Annotated in this window: 26 protein-coding genes and 3 pseudogenes; all 29 read left to right on the top strand. The window is 38.9% G+C overall.

What is annotated here, in order from left to right:
• The first annotated feature begins 5 nt into the window (after positions 1–5).
• The 29 genes and pseudogenes from DXA07_RS13980 (at position 6) to DXA07_RS05255 (ending at position 21,781) form a co-directional block, all read left to right on the top strand.
• Positions 6–257 (top strand): AraC family ligand binding domain-containing protein, encoded by a 252-nt coding sequence (locus DXA07_RS13980; RefSeq protein WP_347475286.1) that lies wholly within the window; start codon positions 6–8, stop codon positions 255–257.
• Positions 233–874: an AraC family transcriptional regulator gene (locus DXA07_RS05385; protein ID WP_347475287.1), complete on the top strand. Its 642-nt coding sequence runs from the start codon at positions 233–235 to the stop codon at positions 872–874. The genes DXA07_RS13980 and DXA07_RS05385 overlap by 25 nt, the downstream gene beginning before the upstream one ends.
• A gap of 63 nt (positions 875–937) precedes the next feature.
• Positions 938–2,281 carry an MATE family efflux transporter gene (locus DXA07_RS05380; RefSeq protein ID WP_181985699.1) on the top strand — a complete coding sequence of 448 codons (1,344 nt, stop codon included), beginning with the start codon at positions 938–940 and terminating at the stop codon, positions 2,279–2,281.
• Between the two features lie 137 nt (positions 2,282–2,418).
• Entirely contained in the window at positions 2,419–2,883 is a 465-nt protein-coding gene (locus DXA07_RS05375; protein WP_118483754.1) for a GNAT family N-acetyltransferase, read from the top strand.
• Between the two features lie 5 nt (positions 2,884–2,888).
• Positions 2,889–3,331, top strand: a pseudogene (locus DXA07_RS05370) (GNAT family N-acetyltransferase).
• A gap of 120 nt (positions 3,332–3,451) precedes the next feature.
• Positions 3,452–3,610 (top strand): GNAT family N-acetyltransferase, encoded by a 159-nt coding sequence (locus DXA07_RS13975; RefSeq protein ID WP_330599177.1) that lies wholly within the window; start codon positions 3,452–3,454, stop codon positions 3,608–3,610.
• Positions 3,564–3,881: a GNAT family N-acetyltransferase gene (locus DXA07_RS05365; RefSeq protein WP_330599176.1), complete on the top strand. Its 318-nt coding sequence runs from the start codon at positions 3,564–3,566 to the stop codon at positions 3,879–3,881. The genes DXA07_RS13975 and DXA07_RS05365 overlap by 47 nt, the downstream gene beginning before the upstream one ends.
• A gap of 54 nt (positions 3,882–3,935) precedes the next feature.
• Positions 3,936–4,352, top strand: coding sequence for a GNAT family N-acetyltransferase (locus DXA07_RS05360; protein WP_118483752.1), 417 nt, complete (start codon positions 3,936–3,938; stop codon positions 4,350–4,352).
• A gap of 782 nt (positions 4,353–5,134) precedes the next feature.
• Positions 5,135–5,932 (top strand): PfkB family carbohydrate kinase, encoded by a 798-nt coding sequence (locus DXA07_RS05350; protein ID WP_118483751.1) that lies wholly within the window; start codon positions 5,135–5,137, stop codon positions 5,930–5,932.
• Between the two features lie 18 nt (positions 5,933–5,950).
• Positions 5,951–6,202, top strand: a pseudogene (locus DXA07_RS05345) (GNAT family N-acetyltransferase); the annotation flags it as partial.
• Positions 6,203–6,258: 56 nt separating this feature from the next.
• Entirely contained in the window at positions 6,259–6,696 is a 438-nt protein-coding gene (locus DXA07_RS05340) for a GNAT family N-acetyltransferase (protein WP_118483749.1), read from the top strand.
• Between the two features lie 80 nt (positions 6,697–6,776).
• Entirely contained in the window at positions 6,777–7,220 is a 444-nt protein-coding gene (locus DXA07_RS05335) for a hypothetical protein (RefSeq protein WP_118483747.1), read from the top strand.
• A 139-nt stretch (positions 7,221–7,359) separates the two neighbouring features.
• Entirely contained in the window at positions 7,360–8,118 is a 759-nt protein-coding gene (locus tag DXA07_RS05330; protein ID WP_117807670.1) for an EFR1 family ferrodoxin, read from the top strand.
• Positions 8,119–8,189: 71 nt separating this feature from the next.
• Complete coding sequence (locus tag DXA07_RS13400; RefSeq protein ID WP_243015417.1) at positions 8,190–8,546, top strand: alpha/beta hydrolase; 357 nt, start codon at positions 8,190–8,192, stop codon at positions 8,544–8,546.
• A gap of 43 nt (positions 8,547–8,589) precedes the next feature.
• Positions 8,590–8,823, top strand: coding sequence for an alpha/beta hydrolase (locus tag DXA07_RS13395; protein ID WP_243015416.1), 234 nt, complete (start codon positions 8,590–8,592; stop codon positions 8,821–8,823).
• 272 nt (positions 8,824–9,095) lie between these two features.
• Positions 9,096–9,350, top strand: coding sequence for a hypothetical protein (locus DXA07_RS05315; protein ID WP_243013770.1), 255 nt, complete (start codon positions 9,096–9,098; stop codon positions 9,348–9,350).
• A 95-nt stretch (positions 9,351–9,445) separates the two neighbouring features.
• The gene (locus tag DXA07_RS05310; protein ID WP_118483745.1) at positions 9,446–9,856 is read left to right on the top strand and encodes a peptide deformylase; all 411 of its coding nucleotides are present in this window, start codon (positions 9,446–9,448) and stop codon (positions 9,854–9,856) included.
• A 12-nt stretch (positions 9,857–9,868) separates the two neighbouring features.
• On the top strand, positions 9,869–10,009 hold the full coding sequence (locus DXA07_RS13035; protein ID WP_182427472.1) for a hypothetical protein: 141 nt from the start codon (positions 9,869–9,871) through the stop codon (positions 10,007–10,009).
• A gap of 135 nt (positions 10,010–10,144) precedes the next feature.
• A complete protein-coding gene (locus DXA07_RS05305; protein WP_118483743.1) occupies positions 10,145–10,912 on the top strand; it encodes a zinc ribbon domain-containing protein in 768 nt (255 codons plus the stop codon).
• Positions 10,913–11,065: 153 nt separating this feature from the next.
• Complete coding sequence (locus DXA07_RS05300; protein WP_118483741.1) at positions 11,066–11,815, top strand: helix-turn-helix transcriptional regulator; 750 nt, start codon at positions 11,066–11,068, stop codon at positions 11,813–11,815.
• Positions 11,816–11,972: 157 nt separating this feature from the next.
• Complete coding sequence (locus DXA07_RS05295; protein WP_008402823.1) at positions 11,973–12,320, top strand: P-II family nitrogen regulator; 348 nt, start codon at positions 11,973–11,975, stop codon at positions 12,318–12,320.
• A 27-nt stretch (positions 12,321–12,347) separates the two neighbouring features.
• Positions 12,348–13,483 (top strand): annotated as a pseudogene (locus tag DXA07_RS05290) (ABC transporter ATP-binding protein).
• 13 nt (positions 13,484–13,496) lie between these two features.
• Positions 13,497–14,363, top strand: coding sequence for an ABC transporter permease (locus tag DXA07_RS05285; protein WP_021943725.1), 867 nt, complete (start codon positions 13,497–13,499; stop codon positions 14,361–14,363).
• 3 nt (positions 14,364–14,366) lie between these two features.
• Complete coding sequence (locus tag DXA07_RS05280) at positions 14,367–15,167, top strand: ABC transporter permease (RefSeq protein ID WP_008402826.1); 801 nt, start codon at positions 14,367–14,369, stop codon at positions 15,165–15,167.
• A 74-nt stretch (positions 15,168–15,241) separates the two neighbouring features.
• The gene (locus tag DXA07_RS05275) at positions 15,242–16,306 is read left to right on the top strand and encodes a spermidine/putrescine ABC transporter substrate-binding protein (protein ID WP_118483739.1); all 1,065 of its coding nucleotides are present in this window, start codon (positions 15,242–15,244) and stop codon (positions 16,304–16,306) included.
• A 52-nt stretch (positions 16,307–16,358) separates the two neighbouring features.
• Positions 16,359–17,837: an aldehyde dehydrogenase family protein gene (locus tag DXA07_RS05270; protein WP_118483737.1), complete on the top strand. Its 1,479-nt coding sequence runs from the start codon at positions 16,359–16,361 to the stop codon at positions 17,835–17,837.
• Positions 17,838–18,271: 434 nt separating this feature from the next.
• Positions 18,272–19,624: a putrescine aminotransferase gene (locus DXA07_RS05265; RefSeq protein WP_008402829.1), complete on the top strand. Its 1,353-nt coding sequence runs from the start codon at positions 18,272–18,274 to the stop codon at positions 19,622–19,624.
• 294 nt (positions 19,625–19,918) lie between these two features.
• Positions 19,919–20,482, top strand: a complete 564-nt coding sequence (locus DXA07_RS05260) for a rhomboid family intramembrane serine protease (protein WP_117807660.1) — start codon at positions 19,919–19,921, stop codon at positions 20,480–20,482.
• 33 nt (positions 20,483–20,515) lie between these two features.
• Positions 20,516–21,781, top strand: coding sequence for a glycerate kinase (locus tag DXA07_RS05255; protein ID WP_279286893.1), 1,266 nt, complete (start codon positions 20,516–20,518; stop codon positions 21,779–21,781).
• Positions 21,782–21,829 lie beyond the last annotated feature (48 nt).

Raw genomic sequence — 21,829 nt, 5'->3', positions numbered from 1 at the left:
AGATTATGTATTTTGAATTAAAGGAAAATAAACCACATGGTACAAAGGATGATCCGTTCAGTACATATCACATAGAGAATGCGGGGCAGTCCTTTCAGATACCGGTACATTGGCATGATGAATTCGAAATTATATATGTAAAAAGTGGCTTTTTGACTGTAAATATATCAGGAGAGAACTATATCGGGAAACCCGGGGATGCCTCGTTGTATCACCGGGCAATCTGCATTTTATGGGTTCAAAGACCGATACTGTAGATTATTTTACTTTTCTTTTCCCATTGAAATATATATCATTTTATACAGATGATATACTAGATGATAGATTACTTGAACCATTAGACAGTGGTCGTCTGATGATTAGTCCCAGTGTAAAAGATACGATAAAAGAATTGTGTGAGCAGTTAATTGAGATATATAAAACAAAAAAGAGTGAAAGAGAGTTGAACATAGCGACGCAGATAAAGACCAAAATAATTCTTTTACAATTTATTCTTGAAATGTGGGAAAAGGGATTTATAGTAGAAAATAACACAAGTGGTAGAAATATTGTAGAAAAAGAAATGGTCTCGTATATACAGCAGAATTTTACAGGAAAAATATCATTAAGAGAATTTGGGGAGCAATTTCATCTTTCTGAAAAATATATATCCAGATATTTTAAGGAGCATTTTCATATTACACTTTCACAATATGTGGCGTATTTACGGTTAGAGTATGCAAAACAGCTGTTGCAAGACACCGATATTTCTGTTACAGAGGCAGCAATGCGGAGCGGTTATCAAAATATAAGCTATTTTATCAGAAGTTTTAAAAAAACATACGGAGTTTCTCCGTTAAAATACAGAAAAAAGCAAGTTGACTGTATGCAATAACATTGTATTGGCCGCGTTAGCTCTGATTTTGTAATGTTTTACGTTTTATGGAGGAAAATGATAATGTCAAAAGATGAATATTTAATTACAGATGCCCCTATTAAAGCACTGACTGTATTTGCAATGCCTATGATTCTGGGCAGCTTCTTTCAACAGGTATACAATATGGCAGATTCAATCATTGTTGGTCAGTATGTCGGTGCTCCTGCACTTGCGGCAGTTGGCGCCTGTGCCGCACTGACAAATGTTTTTATCTGTATAGCACTTGGTGCCGGGGTAGGGGCGGGAGTGCTCGTAAGTCGCTATTTTGGAGCCCAAAATTATAGCAAAATGAAAACAATTGTATCAACATCCTTGATCAGTTTTTTGATTTTAAGCGTACTTTTGGGTATCTTCGGTTTTTGTTTTTCTCGTTTTATGATGACTGCATTACAAACACCTGCTGATATACTGGAGGAAGCAGTGTTGTACCTTCGCGTTTATTTTGTGGGATTTCCGTTTCTGTTTATGTATAACATTCTTTCAACGATGTTTAACTCAATCGGTGAATCGAAGATTCCGTTAGGCCTTTTGATAGTTTCTTCTATTTTGAATATTTTTATGGACTTTTGGCTGGTGGCCGGTCTTGGTCTGGGTGTGTTCGGTGCCGCTCTCGCAACTCTTATTGCACAGGGAATTTCCGCCGTGTTCTCGCTTTTGATTTTCTTTAGCCGGATGCGTCGATATAAAAGTCCCTTTAACTGGTTTGACAGGCAGGAACTATCTTCTATGCTTCAAATTGCCGTTCCGTCTGTTCTGCAGCAGTCTACAGTGTCAATTGGTATGATGATCGTACAGGCTGTTGTAAATCCATTCGGTACGCAGGCGCTTGCAGGTTATGCAGCAACGATGAGAGTAGAGAATGTTTTTTCATTGATATTCGTATCCATTGGTAATGCAGTTTCACCATACGTTTCCCAGAACTATGGTGCAAAGAAAATTGAACGTATCAAAAAAGGATATCATGCTGCGTTGGTGTTGGATGTATGTTTTGCAGTGCTTGCTTTTGTAGTTATTGAAACACTGCACACACAAATTTCTTCGCTATTTCTTGGTAAAGATGGAACTGCTTTGGCGTATCAAGTATCTGGCGATTATATGAGATGGCTTGGTTATTTTTTCATTTTTATGGGTATTAAGATGGCAACTGACGGAGTCCTTCGCGGACTTGGAATTATGCGTCCGTTTCTCATTGCAAATATGGTAAACCTTGCGATACGCTTGTCGGTTGCATTGATTTTTGCACCCCGTTTCGGTATTGCGTTTGTCTGGCTTGCTGTACCGGCCGGCTGGCTTGCAAACTTTTTGATTTCGTATGTGGCACTTAGAAAAAGCTGGAGAATTCAACTAAAATTATACAGCAATTAATAAGGAAAAGAAGTTGGAATGATATAAAAGAATTTGAGTGATTAAAATCAATTTATACGTTTGTAAGAGATGAAATTTTGAAATGATTATAAATAATCGGTAGATGCTGTTGGATAGATTGTTAAGGGAGGTAGGAAATGAACAAGATTATATACAGAAAGACTACAAAAGCTGATATGAAAATTCTGATGAAGCTGAGACTTGAAATGCTTAGAGAAGTGAATGGCTTGTCCGGTGAGTATGAATATGACGAGAATTTTATCTTTGAGAGCAGAAGATATTTTGAGTCAGGGGAACAGACTACGGTTATTGCGTCTGATGGAGAAACTCTTGTAGGCTGTGCAAGCTTATCCTATACATGGATTATGCCAACCTTTTCGCATCCAACAGGTAATCGGGCGCATTTAATGAATGTCTATACTCGCGCAGATTATAGAAGAAGAGGAATTTCTAAGAAAATGGTTGAGATTTTGATTGATGAGGCAAAAGAAAATGGTGTGACAGAAATAAGCCTGGATGCAACAGAGATGGGAAGACCGTTGTATGAATCGTTAGGGTTTAAAGCATCTGATTCGTGTATGGTGATGGATTTGGAGGGGTGATATTGATGAAGATTATAGAGATCACAGAAAATAAAAAACAATATCTTGATTTGCTGTTATTGGCAGATGAACAGGAACTATGATAGAACGTTATCTTTATAAAGGCAAAATGTATGTATTAGATGATAATGGGATTAAATGTGAGTGTGTCGTTACCGATGAAGGAAATGGTGTGCTTGAAATAAAAAATATTGCAACTGTTCCGGAATATCAAGGAAAGGGATATGCAAAAGCTTTAATTGATTTTATTGTTGAGAGATACGGAAAGCAATATGCTATTTTGCAAGTGGGAACAGGGGATAGCCCGCTTACAATACCCTTTTATGAAAAGTGTGGTTTTATCCGTTCACATAGCGTACCACATTTTTTTACAGATAATTACGACCATCCAATATATGAAGATGGAGTACAATTGGTGGATATGATATATTTGCGAAGACGGTTATAAAGAAAATTGTGATTTGTTAGTTTATACACAGATGCATTAATGTTGTTAGATCAATATGATCATCAATCAATAGAAAAGACAGAAGGTAATAAATCAATCTATAAAATAGGAGGTGTCAATATGATAGAAACAGAAAGACTTATTCTAAGGGAATATACAATGGGGGACTTTGAAGCATTATATGAAATTGTTTCTGATCCAGAGACAATGCAGCATTATCCAGCACCTTTTGATGTTGAAAGAACAAAAGGATGGATTTCTTGGAATTCAAAATATTGATGGAGAAATGCTTCCGGAAATAGGATATCATATTCACAAAAAATATTGGCGTAAGGGGTTTGGAAAAGAGGCTGCAATCGCAGTCCGTGATTGGGCATTTGAACATACGGACTATGACATTATTTATTCTTATATGAAATATACAAATGTTGGTTCTTATAATACAGCTATAGCGAATGGGATGAAAAGGGTTAAAGTATATGCTGACTCTAAAAATACAATATCATATGCTTATGCAATTACAAAAGCGGAATGGGAAAAATTAAGATAATTCCCTAGTTGTGAATAACAATATTTAAAGAATAGTATTGGAGGAAAATATCTTATGTTAGATTTGACAGTGAAACATAATGAATTAACAGCAGAACAATTTATTGAATTGTGGGAAACGGTATGGGGAGATGGACCGTCTCTTGAACAGACAAGGTTAGCAATGAAACATACTTTATTCAGAGTTTCTGTATGGGACGGAGATCTCATTGTTGCTATGGCAAGAATGAATGGTGATATGGGACTTAATTACTATATTAAGGATGTTGTTGTCAGACCTGAATATCAGAGAAAAGGTATCGGAAAGATGTTAATAAATGAATTAAGAAGATTCATAAATGACAATGGAGTTAAAGGTACAGACATTTTTGTGGAATTATGTGCAGTCCCTGATAAGATTCCATTTTATGAAAAGTTTGGGTTTGAGGCAAATGAGGCACAAAGATTGAAAAAATATCATCATGTAGAGTAATGATAAATCGCAATTAGTTTTATTGCTTTTTTCTTGATAATTACATATAATGTAAACGAGCAAGTACACTTGCTTGATTTAAGTGCGTTGCTACTTTGAGTGCAAACCTTTAATTTAAGTGCTTTGCAGCTTAAAATGCGAATTGTTAATTTCAGGGAGATAAGATGATTAGCTCCCTGTTTTGCTATACTATGGAGATAAAAATGAAAAACAAATCGGTGAATGCGTTCTATACGGCTGAGATTTTAGCACTTGTAGTTGCTTTGATTTTCTTTGCGGCCGGTATGCCGAAGGTGGTCCGGATATGCCTGTAAGAAGAATCATACAACAGGAACTGTAACATATCAAAGTTCTCGGCAGAACTCCAATCATGTCAAGGTACATAGCGGAAATGATGTCAGAAATTACAAATCACGTTATGGGAAAGGCATCCGGTCAACTTATACGGTGCTGCAGATTAAGGCGAATTCGCCTGTCAATGGTGCCGATGTGTTCTGGTATGAGGGAAATTGCAGCACTCTGGGCAGTAAGAATGTTTATATAGGCTATAATGATAATTCCATGTCGGTCTTATCACAGTTTGAACTGGTAATGACGATCATAAGCGGTGCATTTTTATTATTACATGCAGTTTCTGCGCTGTTAATGAGTAAGAAAAATTCATATGGAGGGAAGCTTTTCTGGTTTTTAAAATTTTGACCAATCCTGCCGGAAGTCATTTTATATTATGACAGAATTAAGTTGATAAAACAGAAAAATTAGAAATTTTAGAGGTATAAAGAATGATAAATTTAGTAGCACTTCCGTGTTTATGTGTAGATGTTTTTGATGGAACTGATGAACTATATGCTGGCGGTGAAGCCCTTAATTTTGCAGTCCATGCATCAAAATTTGGGGAGTTCAATGTTTCAATATTGGGTGCAGTTGGACAGGATTCTTACGCAAAATTTATTATGGATTCTATTTCTGATAAGAGAATAGATGTAAGCCACGTAAGAGTAGAAAAGGATAAAGTAACAGCGAATAATCGTACATATCTTACAGCTGGCGGTGACAGATATTACAAAGATGATTCATGGACGGGTGATATTGTTGATAAAATGATATTGAACCATGATGAATTGGAGTTTATCAAAAAATCAGATGTTGTATTTGTACATTTTTGGGCAGGCTGTTTTGGACAAATTATAGATTTAAAAAAGAATAACAATTTCAGATTGGCAGTGGATTTTGTAGAATATCGTAATTTTAAAGAAATGGAAAAATATGCACCATATATAGATTATTTCATGATTAGTGGAGAGAAATCAATTCTCCCAATATTTGAAGCGTTTTCAGAGAAGTATAAAGGGCTATTTAATGTGTCTTTAGCTGATAAGGGAAGTGTTACATATCATAATGGTGAAAAGTATTTTGTTCAAGCTAATAAAGTTAAAGAAGTAATTGATACTACAGGTTGTGGAGATAGTTACCATGCAGGCTTTGTATGTTCACATTTGATAAATGGGAATATTTATGAGGCTATGAGAGTTGGGACAGAATTAGCAACAGAGACGCTGTCTCATTATGGTGGATTTTAAGAGAAAGAGAGTTTTTTGGGGCTGTCATTTGTGGAGAAGCCTCCCTATTTTGGATGTCCAAGTGGAAAGATAGGATTGTTGTCCAGTATGTTTACTGATCCGGAATATAGAAGAAGAGGTATTGCAAAGGAGCTGCTATCCCGCGTTATAGATGATGCCAGGGAATATGGCTGTGGAACAATACAGATTACGGCGTCTGATATGGGAGTTAAATTATATACGGATTTTGGATTTGTACATAATGGTAACTTCATGCAATATAAACTTTAACGGCTATAGTATTTCTGATTGAAAAGGGCAGAAAACAGAGAGGTTGCGATAAAATTATGGTTAGGGAAATAAATAAGACAGAACTTAATGAATTATTAGAGTTATATTTGTATCTTCATGAAGATTCGATTCCGGAAATGACAGAAAGCTTGAAAGAGACTTGGAATATTATTATGAATGACATGAATCATCATATAATAGTTTTTGAGATAGATGATAAAATAGTGTCTTCTTGTGTTTGTGTAATCATTCCAAACCTTACAAGAGGGGTAAGACCATATGCGTTTATTGAAAATGTTGTGACACATTCAGATTATAGAGGACACGGCTATGCTACGAAATGCTTGGAATATGCAAAGTACATAGCGGAGCAGAATAACTGCTATAAGATGATGCTTCTGACAGGATCAAAAAAGGAAAGTACATTAAGATTTTATGAGAATGCAGGATATAATAGTTCTGATAAAACTGCTTTTATTCAGTGGCTTGAATAACAATAGTTAAAGAACACTATGAGATAGTTGGAACAATTTTGCGAGAGGAATATTTCCAGAAAGAGATATTAAGGTGAATTATGGGATTATTTGATAAAATAAAAAGAGGAAAAAACAATTTGACGATTGGTGCGATCATAGGCGAAGAGTATGAGCAGCAGTATTTTGATGAGTGTAAATATATTTGGAAAAATTATGTTCCGCAAGCTGGACAAGCAGATAATCTGCAGGGAGAATTATTAAGAGAAATAGAAAAGATCCGAAGTGAAGCCCAGGATAATGGAAATATTAACTGGGATGATGACTATTCCTATTTTTGTGATTTTATCAGTGGAAAATTAACGGAACAACCTATTTTTTCAGAAGTCGAGAAACAAGAAATTAATTTAATAATGGCTTACATAAAAGAATGTGGAACATACGCCCAAAAATTCTACAGCGGGAAAAAATCAGAGAACAATGTGGATATGGAGAAGATTGCATATGTGAATGATAATTTGTACGATAGATCTGCGATAAAATAGGACGCCTACATAAAGAAAATGGGGAGCCGATGCCATACGAGAAAAATGACGATATTGTGAGATGATTTCAAGAAGAGTGTTGGAGAAAAAGCTTTTATGAAAAGCTTGGCTTTAAGGCAAATACGGAGGTAATGTTATTATGATCTTGTGCTTTTCCGGAACTGGTAATAGTCGTTATATAGCAAAGAAAATTGCAGATGAATTGCAGGACGAGATTGTAGATATGAATGCAAAAATCAAGGCAACAGATTATTCGCCAATGAAAACAGGCAGAAATATAATCGTAGTGGTTCCAACTTATGCGTGGCGTATTCCACAAATTGTATCGGAGTGGCTTTGTAAAACGGAACTGCTTTCTGCAGAACGCATTTGGTTCGTGATGGACTGTGGAGGCGAGATTGGGAATGCAGCGAAATATAATCGGCACCTTGCGGAGCAAAAACATTTATGGTATATGGGTACAGCTCAGGTTATTATGCCGGAAAATTATATTGCTATGTTTGGTGCACCGAAAGCAGAAGAAGCAAGAAAGATTGTTAGAAATGCGGAACCTGCTATTATGGATATAATTGCGCACATTAAGGCAGAGCAGCCGTTCGCTGTACCAAGAAACAATCTTTATGACCGGTTAATGAGTGGTCCGGTAAATCCGATTTTTTATCATTTCTTTGTGAAATCTGATGCATTTCGTACGGATGCTACCTGTGTCGGTTGTGGTCAATGTGTTAAGAACTGTCCATTGAACAACATTACGCTTAAGGACAGAAAGCCTGTATGGGGAAAGCAATGCACTCATTGTATGGCTTGTATTTGTTATTGCCCTACAGAAGCTATTGAGTATGGAAAAAAGAGTGTTGGAAAACCGCGTTATCATTTCGAACAATTAGAGAGCAGATGATTTATAAATCTCTGTACGGAAATTAGGAATTGATAATTTGAATAATTTCCAGTTTGAAGGAGCGACAATATATGAAGTATTTATATTTGCATGGACTAGGACAAAAACCGGACAGTTGGAATAAAGTAATAAAAGAAACGAAGGTATCGGAAAGTAGTGTTAAATTGAGTTTGGCAGAGATGTTAGAAGGAAAATCTGCTACATATAAGGAATTATATTCGGCATTCTCATCAGAATGTGACAAGGTGAACGATGAAATTGTCTTATGTGGGCTTTCTCTAGGCGCTGTTTTGGCACTTAATTATGCGATGGACCACCCAGATAAAGTAAAGGCGCTCGTATTAATTGCAGCACAATATAAAATGCCAAAAAACTTATTGAAAGTTCAGAATATATTGTTTCATCTTATGCCGATTCGCATTCAGTAAAATGGGTTTCAAAAAAACGGATGTTATCAGCCTGTGCGGGACGATGGCTGAATTGGATTTCAGTGACTCACTGCATAAGGTGTCTTGCCCAGTATTGCTCATTTGTGGAGAGAAGGACACTGCAAACAAAAAAACTTCAAAAGAACTTTGCCATTATTTGAACAATCCCTACTTCCATGAACTTATGAAAGCAGGTCATGAAGCAAACATAGAAGCTCCGGAAGAGTTGGCGATCGTGTTGCAGAAATTTTATGATAATATCAGAAAAAAAACGTAACAAATTTATGACCAGTGACGAAAAAATGTAATATTGTAGCGATATAAGGCAAGAAAAATGTAAAAAACAAAACTGATAAGGCAAGAAAAAGTTGAAATAACGGTAGAATAGACCATAAAAATGTGGCATACTATCTGCGGATCTGTACGTTTTTCGACTCTAAAGTATATGGATCAGGAATGGATGGTAAATATACCATTGTATGCGGTATGTAATTTATAAATCGGAATTTGCGAAGGTAATTATGATAAAGTTTTTGAATGATATAAGGAATGCAGAAAAAACCAATATCCAATAATAGAAAAATTATAAATACTATAGCTGTATTGTTCCTTGGAATAGCTTTGGGTACTTTTTCAAAATTTTTGGATTTTCGTCAAGCTGAACTTCCCAGTGTGCTTATGGCAATAGATGGAGCATTAGATGTTCACAATTTCCTTGGACGTTTTGCAATCTGGGTATTGATTGCACTGTGTATTTCTATTTATAGCAATTTATTCAGTGAATGGAACAGGTGGTACATATGACTGTGTTGCTTTAATGGCATATTATGTCATTTGCAAATCAGTGACAAATCTTGACGAGATAGAAGAGATAAATGAGAACTTATGGAGGATAGAAAATGGTTAAACCTATTGTAAAAGATATTCTTTTTCTGGGACAGAAATCCGTTCCGGCGACACCGCTTGATATGAATGTGGTAAATGATCTTCGGGATACATTAGCTGCAAATCGTGAGCGTTGTGTCGGAATGGCAGCAAATATGATCGGGTATAAGAAAAATATGATTATTGTAAGTGCCGGACCTGTAGATATGATTATGATCAATCCGGTGATCTGTTCAAAGAGTGGACGTTACGAAACAGAAGAAGGTTGTCTGTCATTAGAGGGAAAACGAAAAACAACGCGGTATAAGAAGATAGAGGTAGAGTTTCAGGATGTTGGTTTTATAAAAAGGAAGATGGCATTTGAGGGATTTGTGGCACAGATTATTCAGCATGAGGTGGATCACTGTAATGGGATAGTGATATAACAGGAGACAAACATGGAAAAAGACTCAGGCAAATGGATCATGTATGGTGTAGACTGGGATGATCCGCAGGAGTCATGGAATACCATCGTTCGGCACACGCATGATATTTATCCGATCGCAACAAATGCACAGATAAAAAAGCTTTTGAAATAGACTCAAAGAAATTTATTATATTTAATCAAATTTATCTCATGTGCAGGATAGGAGCACATATGACAGGCAGGAAACAGCAGGTTGCTTTTCATAACATGGATTTGTCTGTATGATATGGCCATGGAGGTGACGGCTATGGAAACAAAAAATATTATTTTAGAACTTCGTACAAAGAGAGGCATGTCACAGGATGAACTGGCTGAGAAAATAATGGTGACGAGGCAGGCTGTATCACGTTGGGAGAATGGAGAAACAATTCCTAACACAGATACATTAAAGCTTTTATCGAAGGAATTTGATGTATCGATCAATACACTACTGGGAGAGCCTAGAAAACTTATCTGCCAGTGCTGCGGAATGCCGCTTGAGGATGACACAATCATAGGACATAATAGTGATGGTTCATTGAATGAGGACTATTGTAAGTGGTGTTATGCGGATGGAACATATACCTATAGTGATATGGATGAATTGATAGATGTCTGTGTTAAACATATGGTAGATGAAAATGTTACAGAGAATCAGGCACGTTCCTATATGAAGGAACTTCTTCCGAAATTGGATTACTGGAAAAGATATGAAGAACTGAGTGATGATGGTCAGTTTGATCAATTCAAGAAGAAATTAATTAGGGAAATCAATGATCTTCATGTAGAAGGTCTGCCCGAGCTGAAAAGACTGAATGCCCTTGTTGGAGAATATGTGAATTTAGAATACAGGCTTCCGAATGGAGAAAAAGTGAAATTCCTGGATGACCGGAAAACATATTTAGGCAATCAGCTTGAATGTGAATTTGGCGGAGACAGATACTTTGGAGTTCTTGCAGATATGGATTTTATTCTGATTTCAACATATGAAGCTCAGGGCAAAGATCCGGAACTGATAATTTATAAAAAAAGATAACTGATAATTTACAAAAAAAGATAATTGCTTGACAAATCATCTTTTTGTGCTATACTTCATGCCAACAGAATAGTAAAAAATAAGTACGCAAGGGTGTGTTACATCGGTTGCGTACTTTTTTTGTTTTATGAAATACAAGGGAGGTGGAAACTGGTGAAGACCCTTGAAACAAATGACTGGCTGGTCATGAACAGTATCATATACAAGATCTACACAACCGGTGATTTTGATGCCATGCGGACACAGTTTCTGGAACAGATCAAGACCGTCATTGATTTTGACAGTGCAGATTTTTATCTGGCATCATCAAATGAGAAAGAAAATCTGGAACGTCCGGTATTCCTCAACTGTGATGAAGACTTGTCAGATATTTATGAGAATATGGATTACAGCCGTGGTATTATGTTCAGTGGCAGGAGTATGGTATACCGGGAAACTGATATCATATCTGATGAGAAAAGAGTTCAAACCGAATATTATCAAAGAGTATATAAGCCAAATAACTGGCATTATGCGTTACAAATGATATTTGGACGGAACAAACATTTTCTGGGTGTGGTGACACTATATAGGACGATTGGTAAAGAGGACTTTACATATGAAGATGTATTCCTGATGGATATGCTTAAGGATCATATGGCATACCGGTTGTCACAGGACAGAAACAATCAGATGACCAGTCAGGAGAAAATGACGCTGACACAGGCAGTAAAGACCTATGATCTGACGAAGCGGGAGCAGACCATATTGCAGCTTTTGCTGCAGGGAATGGAGAATACGGAGATCTGTGACCATTTATCCATAACGGTAAATACACTAAAGAAGCATATTTTAAATATTTACCGGAAACTGGGAATTCGAAACCGTGTTCAGATGTTTAAACTGATTAAAGAAAAAGAGTAGTTAGTACTATAAAAGTAGTAGAAAAATGGTAATCCTGTTCTATTGAAGAATTAATTTGAAAGTAGTATATTTTCGTTAACAAGCAAAGGAGCTGTTCAGAGATGAACGGCTCTTTTTTGTTATATTAGTTGTATGTTGCAGATTGGAGGAAGAAAGAATGAAAGAAATCATATTAATAATCAGACCGGAAAAGCTGGAAGTATTAAAAAGCATATTGGATGAGAAGAATTGTGGTGGTATGACGATCTCAACCGTTATGGGATGCGGAACACAGAAAGGAACTGTTGAGGGCGTAAATGAGATTAAAGGCTTTAAAACTACGATCAATCTTCTTCCAAAAGTAAGAGTTGAAGTAGTAGTTGAAGATTCCAAGGTAGAGCAGATTATTCTGGATGTCAGAGAAAAGGTAGCTACCGGACATGTCGGAGATGGTAAGATCTTCATTCGAAATATCGAAGAGGCTATACGAATCCGTACCGGTGAACGAGGAGAAAAAGCATTATAGAGAAATTTGAAAAAGAGGTGATATGATTTGGCAAATGTTATAGTTGATATCAAAGACGTAAATAAAATATACGGAACAAATCATGTTGTAAAAGATCTGAATCTGCAGGTAGAGGAAGGCGAGTTCCTGACATTGCTTGGATCATCCGGATGCGGCAAGACGACAACGCTTCGTATGATCGCAGGATTTGAAGAACCGACGACAGGTTCCATTCAGGTAGAAGGTGAGCCGATTGAAGATAAAGAGCCATTTGAGAGAAATGTAAACACTGTCTTTCAGAGTTACGCTTTATTTCCACATAAGACCATATATGACAACGTAGCATATGGCCTTAAGATGAAAAAGGTTCCAAAGAAAGAGATCAAAGAACGGGTAACGGAGATGTTAGAGATGGTTCAGTTATCCGGATTTGAGAAGCGGTATCCAAGTCAGTTGTCCGGTGGACAGAAGCAGCGAGTTGCGATTGCAAGAGCGTTGATCAATCGTCCGAAGGTTTTGCTGTTGGATGAGCACTTGGTGCATTGGATCTGAAGCTTAGAAAACAGATGCAGTTGGAACTGAAACGGTTGCAGAAGAAATTACATATCACATTTATCTATGTTACACATGATCAGGAAGAAGCGCTTACGATGAGCGACAGGATAGCTATTATGCATGATGGTGTCATGGATCAGATCGGATCACCGACAGACATCTATGAAAGACCGGCAACCAAGTTTGTAGCAACCTTCATCGGAGAGACAAACGTATTTGACGGAACGATCAAATCGATCGTAAACGGAAAAGCGGTTATAGGAATTGAAAATGGAGATGTAACAACCTCCGGCTCCGTGACCGAGACAGAGGAAAAGAACACCGGATTTTCAGTTGGTGAATTTGTAACTGTTTCTGTTCGACCGGAAAAGCTTCATTTTTCGGCAGAACCGGTAGAGGGCTTCAGCGTACCGGCACTGGTCAAGGATTATATCTATGTTGGCTCAGTCGTCAAATGTCTGGCGGTTCTTCCAAATGGAAATGAAGTAAAGATGGAACGTCTGGCAGGCGAAGAACTTCCAAAATCCGGTGACAAAGTATTTATCTGCTGGAATCCGGAGGATGCGGTATTGATCCACAGTCTGGATAATAGCTTCTATCAGAGTATGGAAAATATAACACTGGCATAAGGAGGTGTTTGATATGAATAAAAAGAGATTCAGAGAAAAGACACTTCCGGCAACGATCATGGTAGGGCCGGTGACCTTATGGTTGATCCTGTTGGTAGCAGTTCCACTCATCTATATACTGGTCATGAGTTTTTGCAGTATTGATCAGTATTACAATGTAACATTTCAGTTCACATTCGATAATTACAAACATCTGGCGGACAGTTCTTATATTAAGATCTATGTTCAGTCACTTGTGATCGCATTACTTACAACCGTGATCTGTATCGTGCTTGCATATCCGTTTACCTATGTTATTGCAAGGACAAAGAGCAGATCAAAGAATCTATTATATATGCTGGTTATCATTCCGTTCTGGACGAATTCACTGATCCGTATCTATGGATGGAAGACATTCCTTGGTTCATCCGGCTGGTTGAATACCGTGCTTATGAAGCTGCATCTGATATCAGAGCCATTGAACCTCTTATATAATCAGGGAACTACCGTATTTGGTATGGTGTACTGCCTGTTCCCATTTATGGTACTTCCGCTTTATACCGCGATCGGCAAGCTGGATCATACTTTACTGGAGGCTTCCTCTGATCTTGGAGCTAAGGGCTGGCGGACTTTCTTTGAAGTGATCCTGCCGCTGACAGCCAGCGGAATTTTCTCCGGCTGTATCATGGTATTTATCCCATGTCTTGGATATTTCTTTGTATCGAATATCTTAGGTGGTGGAAATGCAGATGTTATTGGTAACCTGATCGAGCGCCAGTTCAAGAGTGGAAATAACTGGCCTCTTGGTGCAGCCTTATCCATCATATTAATTGTTGTCACATTGATCCTCGTCAAACTGTACCAGAAGACAGGCGGCGATATGGATAGTCTGGGGGTGTAAACGATGAGCAGAAAAGCAAAAGTAAGAACAAAGAGTATTCTTTCAAAGATCTTTTGTTCTCTGATTTATATTGTATTGTTTATGCCGATTGCAGTTGTTGTAGTGAATTCCTTTAATGCAACGACATCAAAGCCATATCTGACCTGGAAGGGGTTTACATTTGACTGGTATGTGAAATTGTTTGAAAATCAGTCGCTTCTTACATCCTTTGGCAATACGATGATCATAGCATTGGTCACAACTGTACTTTCAACGATTATAGGTACGCTTGGTGCGATCGGAATGTACAAATATAAATTCAAAGGAAAAGGGATCATAGACGGACTTTTATATATCCCGGTCGTTATTCCTGAGATTGTAATGGGTATATCCTTACTTACGGTATTCGCAAAGGTCTCGATCCCAAGAGGTATGCTTACATTGATCATTGCACATATCACCTTCTGTGTGCCATATGTTATCTTCAATGTCAGGGCAAGATTATCCGGCTACGATATTTCGATCGAAGAAGCAAGTATGGATCTGGGAGCTAACCGCATTCGTACATTCTGGGAGATCACACTTCCGGTTTTAAGACCCGGCATTACAGCCGGTGCATTACTGGCATTTACGTTATCGATTGATGACGTTATCATAAGCTACTTTGTAAATGGTAATACGATGACTTATCCGTTACAGGTTATGGCAAGTATTAAGAGTGGAGTAGCACCTGATGTAAATGCATTATCAGCGCTGATCTTAGCAGGCACGATCATCTTTGTTGTCCTGACTCAGGGCAATCTGTTTAAGAAGAAAAAACAGTAGCTGTATAGAATGAAACAGTAAACAATTTATAGAAGTAACCGAACAAGGTTCAAGAGTAGAAGGGAGACATAATTATGAAGAAAAACAGAAAAAGAGCAGTAAGTATTGCATTATCACTTGTTCTTGCAATGACAGCAGTAAATATCACCGGCTGTGGTAAGAAAGCAGACAGTACAAACGGAGAGTTAAACCTGTTCATCTGGACAGAGTATGTACCGGATGAAGTAATTAAGGATTTTGAAAAAGAATATGGAATCAAAGTAAATGTATCAACATTCTCATCCAATGAGGATATGCTTGCAAAGGTAAAATCAGAGGATGAAGGAACTTATGATATCGTACAGCCGAGTGACTATATGGTTGAATCCATGATTGCCCAGGGCATGCTTGAGAAGCTGGATCAGGATGCACTTACCAATCTGTCAAATATTGGTAGTCAGTATCTGGATCCTACATATGATCCGGGTAATGTCTACTCTGTTCCTTATCAGGGTGGTGTGGCAGCGATCGCAGTCAACACCGACAAGGTATCAACAGATATTAAGGGATATGCAGATCTCTTTGATCCTTCATTAAAAGGCCAGATCGTAGCACTGGATGACTACAGAGCTGTTATCGGTATGACGGAGAGAAGCATGGGACTCAGCATGAATGAAACAGATACAGCAAAGCTTGCCGAGGTTGAAACGAAGCTTCTGACATTAAAGGACAATATCGCAGTATATGACAGTGACAGTCCAAAGTCATCTCTGATCAGCGGAGATTGTAATGTTGGTTACTGCTGGGCTGCTGAAGTAGCGCTTGCTATGGATGAGAACCCATCGATCAAGATTGTATTCCCTGAAGAGGGCGCATATAAATTCATTGATAACTGGGCAATCGCAAAGGGTGCCAAGAACTATGATAATGCAATGAAATTCATCAACTATATGTGTGATCCGGATGTTGCTACAAAGGTTATGGCGGAATACCCATATCTGAATGCGAATGCAACTGCAGTGGAGGCAAATGAAGATTACAGGAACAATGAAGCAAAGAATGTACCGGTTGAGGTATTTGAAAAAGGTGAATTTGTTGGAAATCTTGATACAGATACATTGACTGTTTACAACGATATGTGGAACAAATTAAAGCAGTAATACAAAACGGCAAAAGGCAGACAAAAAAAGTTGATCAGGAGGAGTAAGATATATGGAACCAAAAAAGATGTATATTGATGGTGAGTGGGTAACAGGAAGTATGGAAAAGCCGTTTGACGTTATCAATCCGGCGACCGGAGAAGTGCTCGCGCAGGTCTATGAAAGCAGTGTAGAAGATACCAGACGTGCTATCGCTGCGGCAAAGAAATCATTTTACCAGACAAGAGAGTGGCGTGATATGGATTCCCAGACCAGAAGTGATATGATTCTAAAGATCGCAGATCTGATCGACAAATATGCCGATGAACTGGCAATGCTGGATACTCTGGATAATGGTAAGCCGCTTCGTGAAGCAGAAGGAGATATCAGTGATGGTATTCATTGCTTCCGTTATTACGCAGGTCTTTGCAAGACTCCGCATGGTGGTGTATATGAGGTAAATGATGGATTTGGCAAGATGCATTCATATGAGACCAGAGAGCCGGTCGGTGTCTGTGCGCAGATCACTCCATGGAATTATCCGTTTTTGATGTCTGTCTGGAAGCTGGCTCCTGCACTTGCAGCAGGAAACAGTATCGTGTTTAAACCAAGTCCAAAGGCTCCGCTTTCAACAATCCGGTTATTCGAGATCTTTGAAGAAGCAGGACTTCCGAAGGGCTGCGTCAATCTGTTACAGGGTGATGCTGAGGTCGGAACGGAAATGGGCGAGAATACCGATGTTGATATGATCACATTTACCGGAAGTACCAGAGTCGGTCAAAGTCTGATGAAAGCAGCAGCTACAAATGTAAAGAAGATCGGACTGGAGCTTGGTGGTAAATCCCCAAATGTCATTTTCGCAGATGCAGATCTGGATGGTGCTGTAGAATGGGCAATGATCGGTATTTTCTTCAATCAGGGCGAGGTATGTTCCGCAGGATCAAGAATCATTATAGAAGAAAGTATCCATGATGAGTTTGTTGCCAGATTAAAGAAAAAGGCGGAAGCCATGACGATCGGCAATCCTGTGAACAATCCGGATATCGGACCTGTCATTACGGAAAAGGATATGGAGAAAGTTCTGTTTTACATAAAGAGCGGTATTGAGGAAGGCGCAACACTTGTAACAGGTGGTGAGCGTTATACAGAAGGAGAATGTGCAAAGGGCTACTTTGTACGTCCAACGATCTTTGATAATTGTACTTCGGATATGAAGATTGTCCGTGAGGAGATCTTTGGTCCGGTTGTCAGCATCCAGACCTTTAAGACAGAGAAAGAAGCGATTGCGATGGCAAATGATACCGTATATGGTCTTGCCGGAGCTGTATTTACTTCCGATATAACCAGAGCACATCGTGTGATCAGTGAGCTTCGCGCAGGTATCACATGGATCAACTGCTACAACCCAACCTTCAATGAAGCACCTTGGGGCGGCTATAAGATGAGCGGTATCGGCAGAGAGCTTGGCGTTCATGGTATCGAGGAATATCAGGAGGTTAAGCAGATCAATATCAATCTGAACCCGGGTATTGTAGGCTGGTATGAACACTAGATAAAACAGACCGTTCACTTTCTGAAAAATGAAGGTGGGCGGTTTTTTAATGTTTTTAATGCGTTTCAAATACCGAATGATTTGGCGAATAACAGAAATAGGGTAGAAAATGATACTTCGATAGAGGTATGACGATGGAATTACAAGTCAGTTATATTAGCTAAATATACTTATATTTAATTATATATAACAGATAAATGGTAGATAAATGGTATAAATTAGTAATTGAAAAAGAGCATGAGATACGATAATATACAGACATAGAAGCAAAGGAGCTTGTGAACAGGTCACAGGCTCCTTTTTTTCAGTTTAATGGCCGTAAAATTTATACTTCAATCAATGATTGTAAATGTTCATGGAAAGGTTGTGTTAGGTAACATACAGGATCAGACAGACACACGATAACACGAATATATTTTAAGGAGGATTTTAATATGAGTTATGAACAGGTAAGTAAGGATTTGGAAAAGGTAATTGGTTATATCCATTCAGATGAATTAACAGATGATGAAAAGAAATTAATGACAGAACAGACATTAGATTATTTTGATAATTATGTAAGCCCGGGCTGGTTAAAATACAGAAAGTCAGTATCTACCAACTCAGCAGTGCTTGAGTGGAAAGATCATGACGGTGTATGTGATGGCTTATATGGTGAAGAATTCATTGACTGTCTTGGTGGTTTCGGTATTTATACATGTGGTCATAGAAATCCGGAGATCCTTGATACCGTAAAGGCACAGCTTGATCATCAGGCGCTTCATTCACAGGAGCTGTTGGATCCGCTTCGTGGATATCTTGCAAAGGCAGTTGCAGATATCACACCGGGTGATCTTCAGTATTGTTTCTTTACAAATGGTGGTGCAGAGGCAGTCGAAATGGCATTGAAGCTTGCCAGAATCGCAACAGGCGGAAGATGGTATATCTCAACCGTTGGTGCATTCCATGGTAAATCAATGGGTGCAATCTCAATGGGTGGTAAGAATACATACAGAGTTCCATATACACCTATGGTACAGCAGGTACAGCATGTAGAATATGGTAATGCAGAGGATGCAAGAAAGGCAATTCGTAACCTGATCGCTGTTGGTGAAAAGGTTGCAGCCATGATCGTTGAACCAATTCAGGGCGAGGCTGGTGTTATCGTTCCACCGGAAGGATATCTGACAGAGTTAAGACAGATTTGTGATGAGTATGGTGTAGCGTTGATCTTTGATGAGATCCAGACAGGTATGGGTCGTACCGGTACAATGTGGAGATGCGAAGCAGAAGGCGTAACACCGGATATCATGACATTCGGTAAAGCATTTGGTGGTGGTATTATGCCAATCACAGGTATTATCTGTAAGCCATCCATGTGGGTACAGCAGTTGATCGACAACCCATGGTTACTTGGTTCTCCTACATTTGGTGGTAACCCTGTATGTTGTTCGGCAGCGATCGCAACGATCAAATACATGATTGATAATGATATTCCAGGACAGTGTGCAAGCAAAGGTAAGATCTTAAAGGCAGGACTTGAAAGTCTGAAGGCAAAATATCCTGAGATCATCGATGATGTCAGAGGCGTAGGTCTGATGCTTGCTGTTGAGTTTGTTACATCTGATATCGGTTACAGCATCGCAAAGGGCTTGTTCTCAAGAGGTGTTATGACAGCCGGAACACTTGTAAACTCCAAGTGTATCCGTTTCGAGCCGACAGCGGTTATTACAGAGGAACAGATCGCAGCCGTTATCGAGCGTATGGATGCGGCACTTGCTGATACGAAGAAAGAATATAATCTGTAAATTCATCGGTATATCGTGATGGAAAATCATCTGACCATAGTATAAGCAATGATTTTTCGGATGCATAGAATGTGCGAAGTATATATAAGACTACCGTTTATTCGGATACAGATTTGATCGTCAGTTGAAACTGCTATGATCAGACTGCCGGATGGACGGTAGTTTTGTTTTATAGAAATATTTATCCTGTAAAGCAATTTTGTTCTGGGGTAAAAGAGTCGAAGCGGCTCTTTGTATTTATACATAAATAGGGTATAATAAAGCTATTCATTCTATATGGGGAGGTATATACAGATGAGAAAATTAAAGATCACATTTAACGCGCCGGTGACGCTGGGCTTTGTATTTATTTGTTTTGTTGTAACGCTGCTTGGGGTACTGACCGGTGGCGGAAGTACCCGGTTATTATTTATGACATATCATTCATCGCTTACAAATCCACTCACATATCTGCGATTCTTTACACATGTATTCGGGCATGCAGGATGGAGTCATTTTATCGGAAATGCCTCCTATCTGTTATTGCTTGGACCGATGTTAGAAGAAAAATATGGTTCGAAAGAAATGTTGGAAGTGATCGGTGTAACAGCACTTGCGACCGGTATTGTGAATTACATCTTTTTCTGGAATGTAGCACTTTGTGGAGCGAGTGGTGTCGTATTTGCATTTATCGTGCTGGCGTCCTTTACCGGATTCCGAGCAGGCGAAATTCCGTTATCCTTTATTCTGGTTGCGATCATCTTTATCGGACAGCAGGTATATGAAGGTATCGCAGTACAGGACAATATCTCGAATATGGCACATATCGTTGGCGGCATTGTGGGTGCAGTTGTCGGATATAATCTGAACCGGAAATAAACAGTGTGATATTTGCAAGGGAGGACTTCTCAAATGAATCGAACATGTGAAATACATGACACCATATTGCAGGATGATCTGAAATTGAGAGAAAGACCGCTTAAGGTTCTGGCGGCTGTTGATTCTTTTAAGGGCAGTATGACATCTGTTCAGGCAGGCATGGCGGTTAAAAAAGGTCTGGAGAAAAATTATAAGAATTGTGAGATCGAAGTGGTTCCGGTTGCAGATGGCGGAGAGGGAACCATGGATGCGATCGCCTATGGAAAATCGAACATGAAACGTCATACAGTTAATGTAATAGGACCGCTTGGACAGGTCGTAAAGGCTTCTTATATCAGTTATGATGAAGCAGGAGAAAAAGTAGCATTAATCGAGATGGCAGAGGCAGCAGGACTTCCGCTTGTACCGGAGTCAGCCAGAAATCCGATGCATACAACTACATATGGAGTAGGCGAGATGATAAAGGATGCCATGCTGCATGGATGCCGGAGCTTTATTATAGGGATTGGCGGAAGCGCAACAAATGATGCCGGGATCGGAATGCTGCAGGCACTTGGGTGTCATTTCCTTGATGAACATGGAAACGAAGTTTGCTATGGAGCAGAAGGACTTTCAAAAGTATGCGAGATTCACACAGAGGATATGTTACCGGAGTTTTCAGCATGTTCATTTCAGATTGCCTGTGACGTTACAAATCCACTGGTTGGAGAGAATGGATGTAGCCATATCTTTGCACCGCAAAAGGGAGCAGATGCTCAGATGGTAGAGAACATGGAGAAATCCATGGTGCGTTATGCAGCTCTGGTAGAACAGCAGAACTGGTCAGGCTGTAAGCAGGATAAAGTGCAAATGAATACAGACCCGGAGAAGTGTCAGATGGACAGCATAATAAATCGTATGACACCGGGAGCAGGTGCAGCAGGCGGTCTTGGATATGCATTTCTAATGTTCCTGCATGCAAGATTACGACCGGGAATTGATATAGTATTTGATGAGATCCATTTAAAAGAAAGAATAAAAAATGTCGATCTGGTTATTACCGGAGAGGGCAGGATGGATGCACAGACGTTAATGGGAAAAACTCCGGCAGGCGTAGCAAAACTTGCAAAAGCACAGAAGAAAAAAGTGGTTGCATTTGCAGGTTGCTTCGGGGAAGGCATCGAACAATGTATGGAGAGCGGCTTGTTTGATGCATGTTATTCCATAACCGACGGACTTTCCGAAGAGGAACGAGGGAGAGCCATGCAGACAGAATGTGCCATGCAGAATATGGAACGAGCTGTGGAGGAGAAACTATAGCAAATAAGAAAGCCTGAATAGAGCAGTAAACTCTATTTAGGCTTTTTA

The organism is Clostridium sp. AM54-37XD (assembly GCF_003478225.1).
Lineage (GTDB): Bacteria > Bacillota > Clostridia > Lachnospirales > Lachnospiraceae > Coprococcus > Coprococcus ammoniilyticus.
Note: the sequence above shows the minus strand (reverse complement) of the source record. Positions and strands in the feature narration are given on the sequence as shown.

Bases quoted from the DNA above. Each gene is read 5' to 3' on its own strand.
- DXA07_RS13980 (WP_347475286.1), top strand. From the start codon at position 6: ATGTATTTTGAATTAAAGGAAAATAAACCACATGGTACAAAGGATGAT.
- DXA07_RS05385 (WP_347475287.1), top strand. From the start codon at position 233: ATGGGTTCAAAGACCGATACTGTAGATTATTTTACTTTTCTTTTCCCA.
- DXA07_RS05380 (WP_181985699.1), top strand. From the start codon at position 938: ATGTCAAAAGATGAATATTTAATTACAGATGCCCCTATTAAAGCACTG.
- DXA07_RS05375 (WP_118483754.1), top strand. From the start codon at position 2,419: ATGAACAAGATTATATACAGAAAGACTACAAAAGCTGATATGAAAATT.
- DXA07_RS13975 (WP_330599177.1), top strand. From the start codon at position 3,452: ATGATAGAAACAGAAAGACTTATTCTAAGGGAATATACAATGGGGGAC.
- DXA07_RS05365 (WP_330599176.1), top strand. From the start codon at position 3,564: ATGTTGAAAGAACAAAAGGATGGATTTCTTGGAATTCAAAATATTGAT.
- DXA07_RS05360 (WP_118483752.1), top strand. From the start codon at position 3,936: ATGTTAGATTTGACAGTGAAACATAATGAATTAACAGCAGAACAATTT.
- DXA07_RS05350 (WP_118483751.1), top strand. From the start codon at position 5,135: ATGATAAATTTAGTAGCACTTCCGTGTTTATGTGTAGATGTTTTTGAT.
- DXA07_RS05340 (WP_118483749.1), top strand. From the start codon at position 6,259: ATGGTTAGGGAAATAAATAAGACAGAACTTAATGAATTATTAGAGTTA.
- DXA07_RS05335 (WP_118483747.1), top strand. From the start codon at position 6,777: ATGGGATTATTTGATAAAATAAAAAGAGGAAAAAACAATTTGACGATT.
- DXA07_RS05330 (WP_117807670.1), top strand. From the start codon at position 7,360: ATGATCTTGTGCTTTTCCGGAACTGGTAATAGTCGTTATATAGCAAAG.
- DXA07_RS13400 (WP_243015417.1), top strand. From the start codon at position 8,190: ATGAAGTATTTATATTTGCATGGACTAGGACAAAAACCGGACAGTTGG.
- DXA07_RS13395 (WP_243015416.1), top strand. From the start codon at position 8,590: ATGGCTGAATTGGATTTCAGTGACTCACTGCATAAGGTGTCTTGCCCA.
- DXA07_RS05315 (WP_243013770.1), top strand. From the start codon at position 9,096: ATGCAGAAAAAACCAATATCCAATAATAGAAAAATTATAAATACTATA.
- DXA07_RS05310 (WP_118483745.1), top strand. From the start codon at position 9,446: ATGGTTAAACCTATTGTAAAAGATATTCTTTTTCTGGGACAGAAATCC.
- DXA07_RS13035 (WP_182427472.1), top strand. From the start codon at position 9,869: ATGGAAAAAGACTCAGGCAAATGGATCATGTATGGTGTAGACTGGGAT.
- DXA07_RS05305 (WP_118483743.1), top strand. From the start codon at position 10,145: ATGGAAACAAAAAATATTATTTTAGAACTTCGTACAAAGAGAGGCATG.
- DXA07_RS05295 (WP_008402823.1), top strand. From the start codon at position 11,973: ATGAAAGAAATCATATTAATAATCAGACCGGAAAAGCTGGAAGTATTA.
- DXA07_RS05285 (WP_021943725.1), top strand. From the start codon at position 13,497: ATGAATAAAAAGAGATTCAGAGAAAAGACACTTCCGGCAACGATCATG.
- DXA07_RS05280 (WP_008402826.1), top strand. From the start codon at position 14,367: ATGAGCAGAAAAGCAAAAGTAAGAACAAAGAGTATTCTTTCAAAGATC.
- DXA07_RS05275 (WP_118483739.1), top strand. From the start codon at position 15,242: ATGAAGAAAAACAGAAAAAGAGCAGTAAGTATTGCATTATCACTTGTT.
- DXA07_RS05270 (WP_118483737.1), top strand. From the start codon at position 16,359: ATGGAACCAAAAAAGATGTATATTGATGGTGAGTGGGTAACAGGAAGT.
- DXA07_RS05265 (WP_008402829.1), top strand. From the start codon at position 18,272: ATGAGTTATGAACAGGTAAGTAAGGATTTGGAAAAGGTAATTGGTTAT.
- DXA07_RS05260 (WP_117807660.1), top strand. From the start codon at position 19,919: ATGAGAAAATTAAAGATCACATTTAACGCGCCGGTGACGCTGGGCTTT.
- DXA07_RS05255 (WP_279286893.1), top strand. From the start codon at position 20,516: ATGAATCGAACATGTGAAATACATGACACCATATTGCAGGATGATCTG.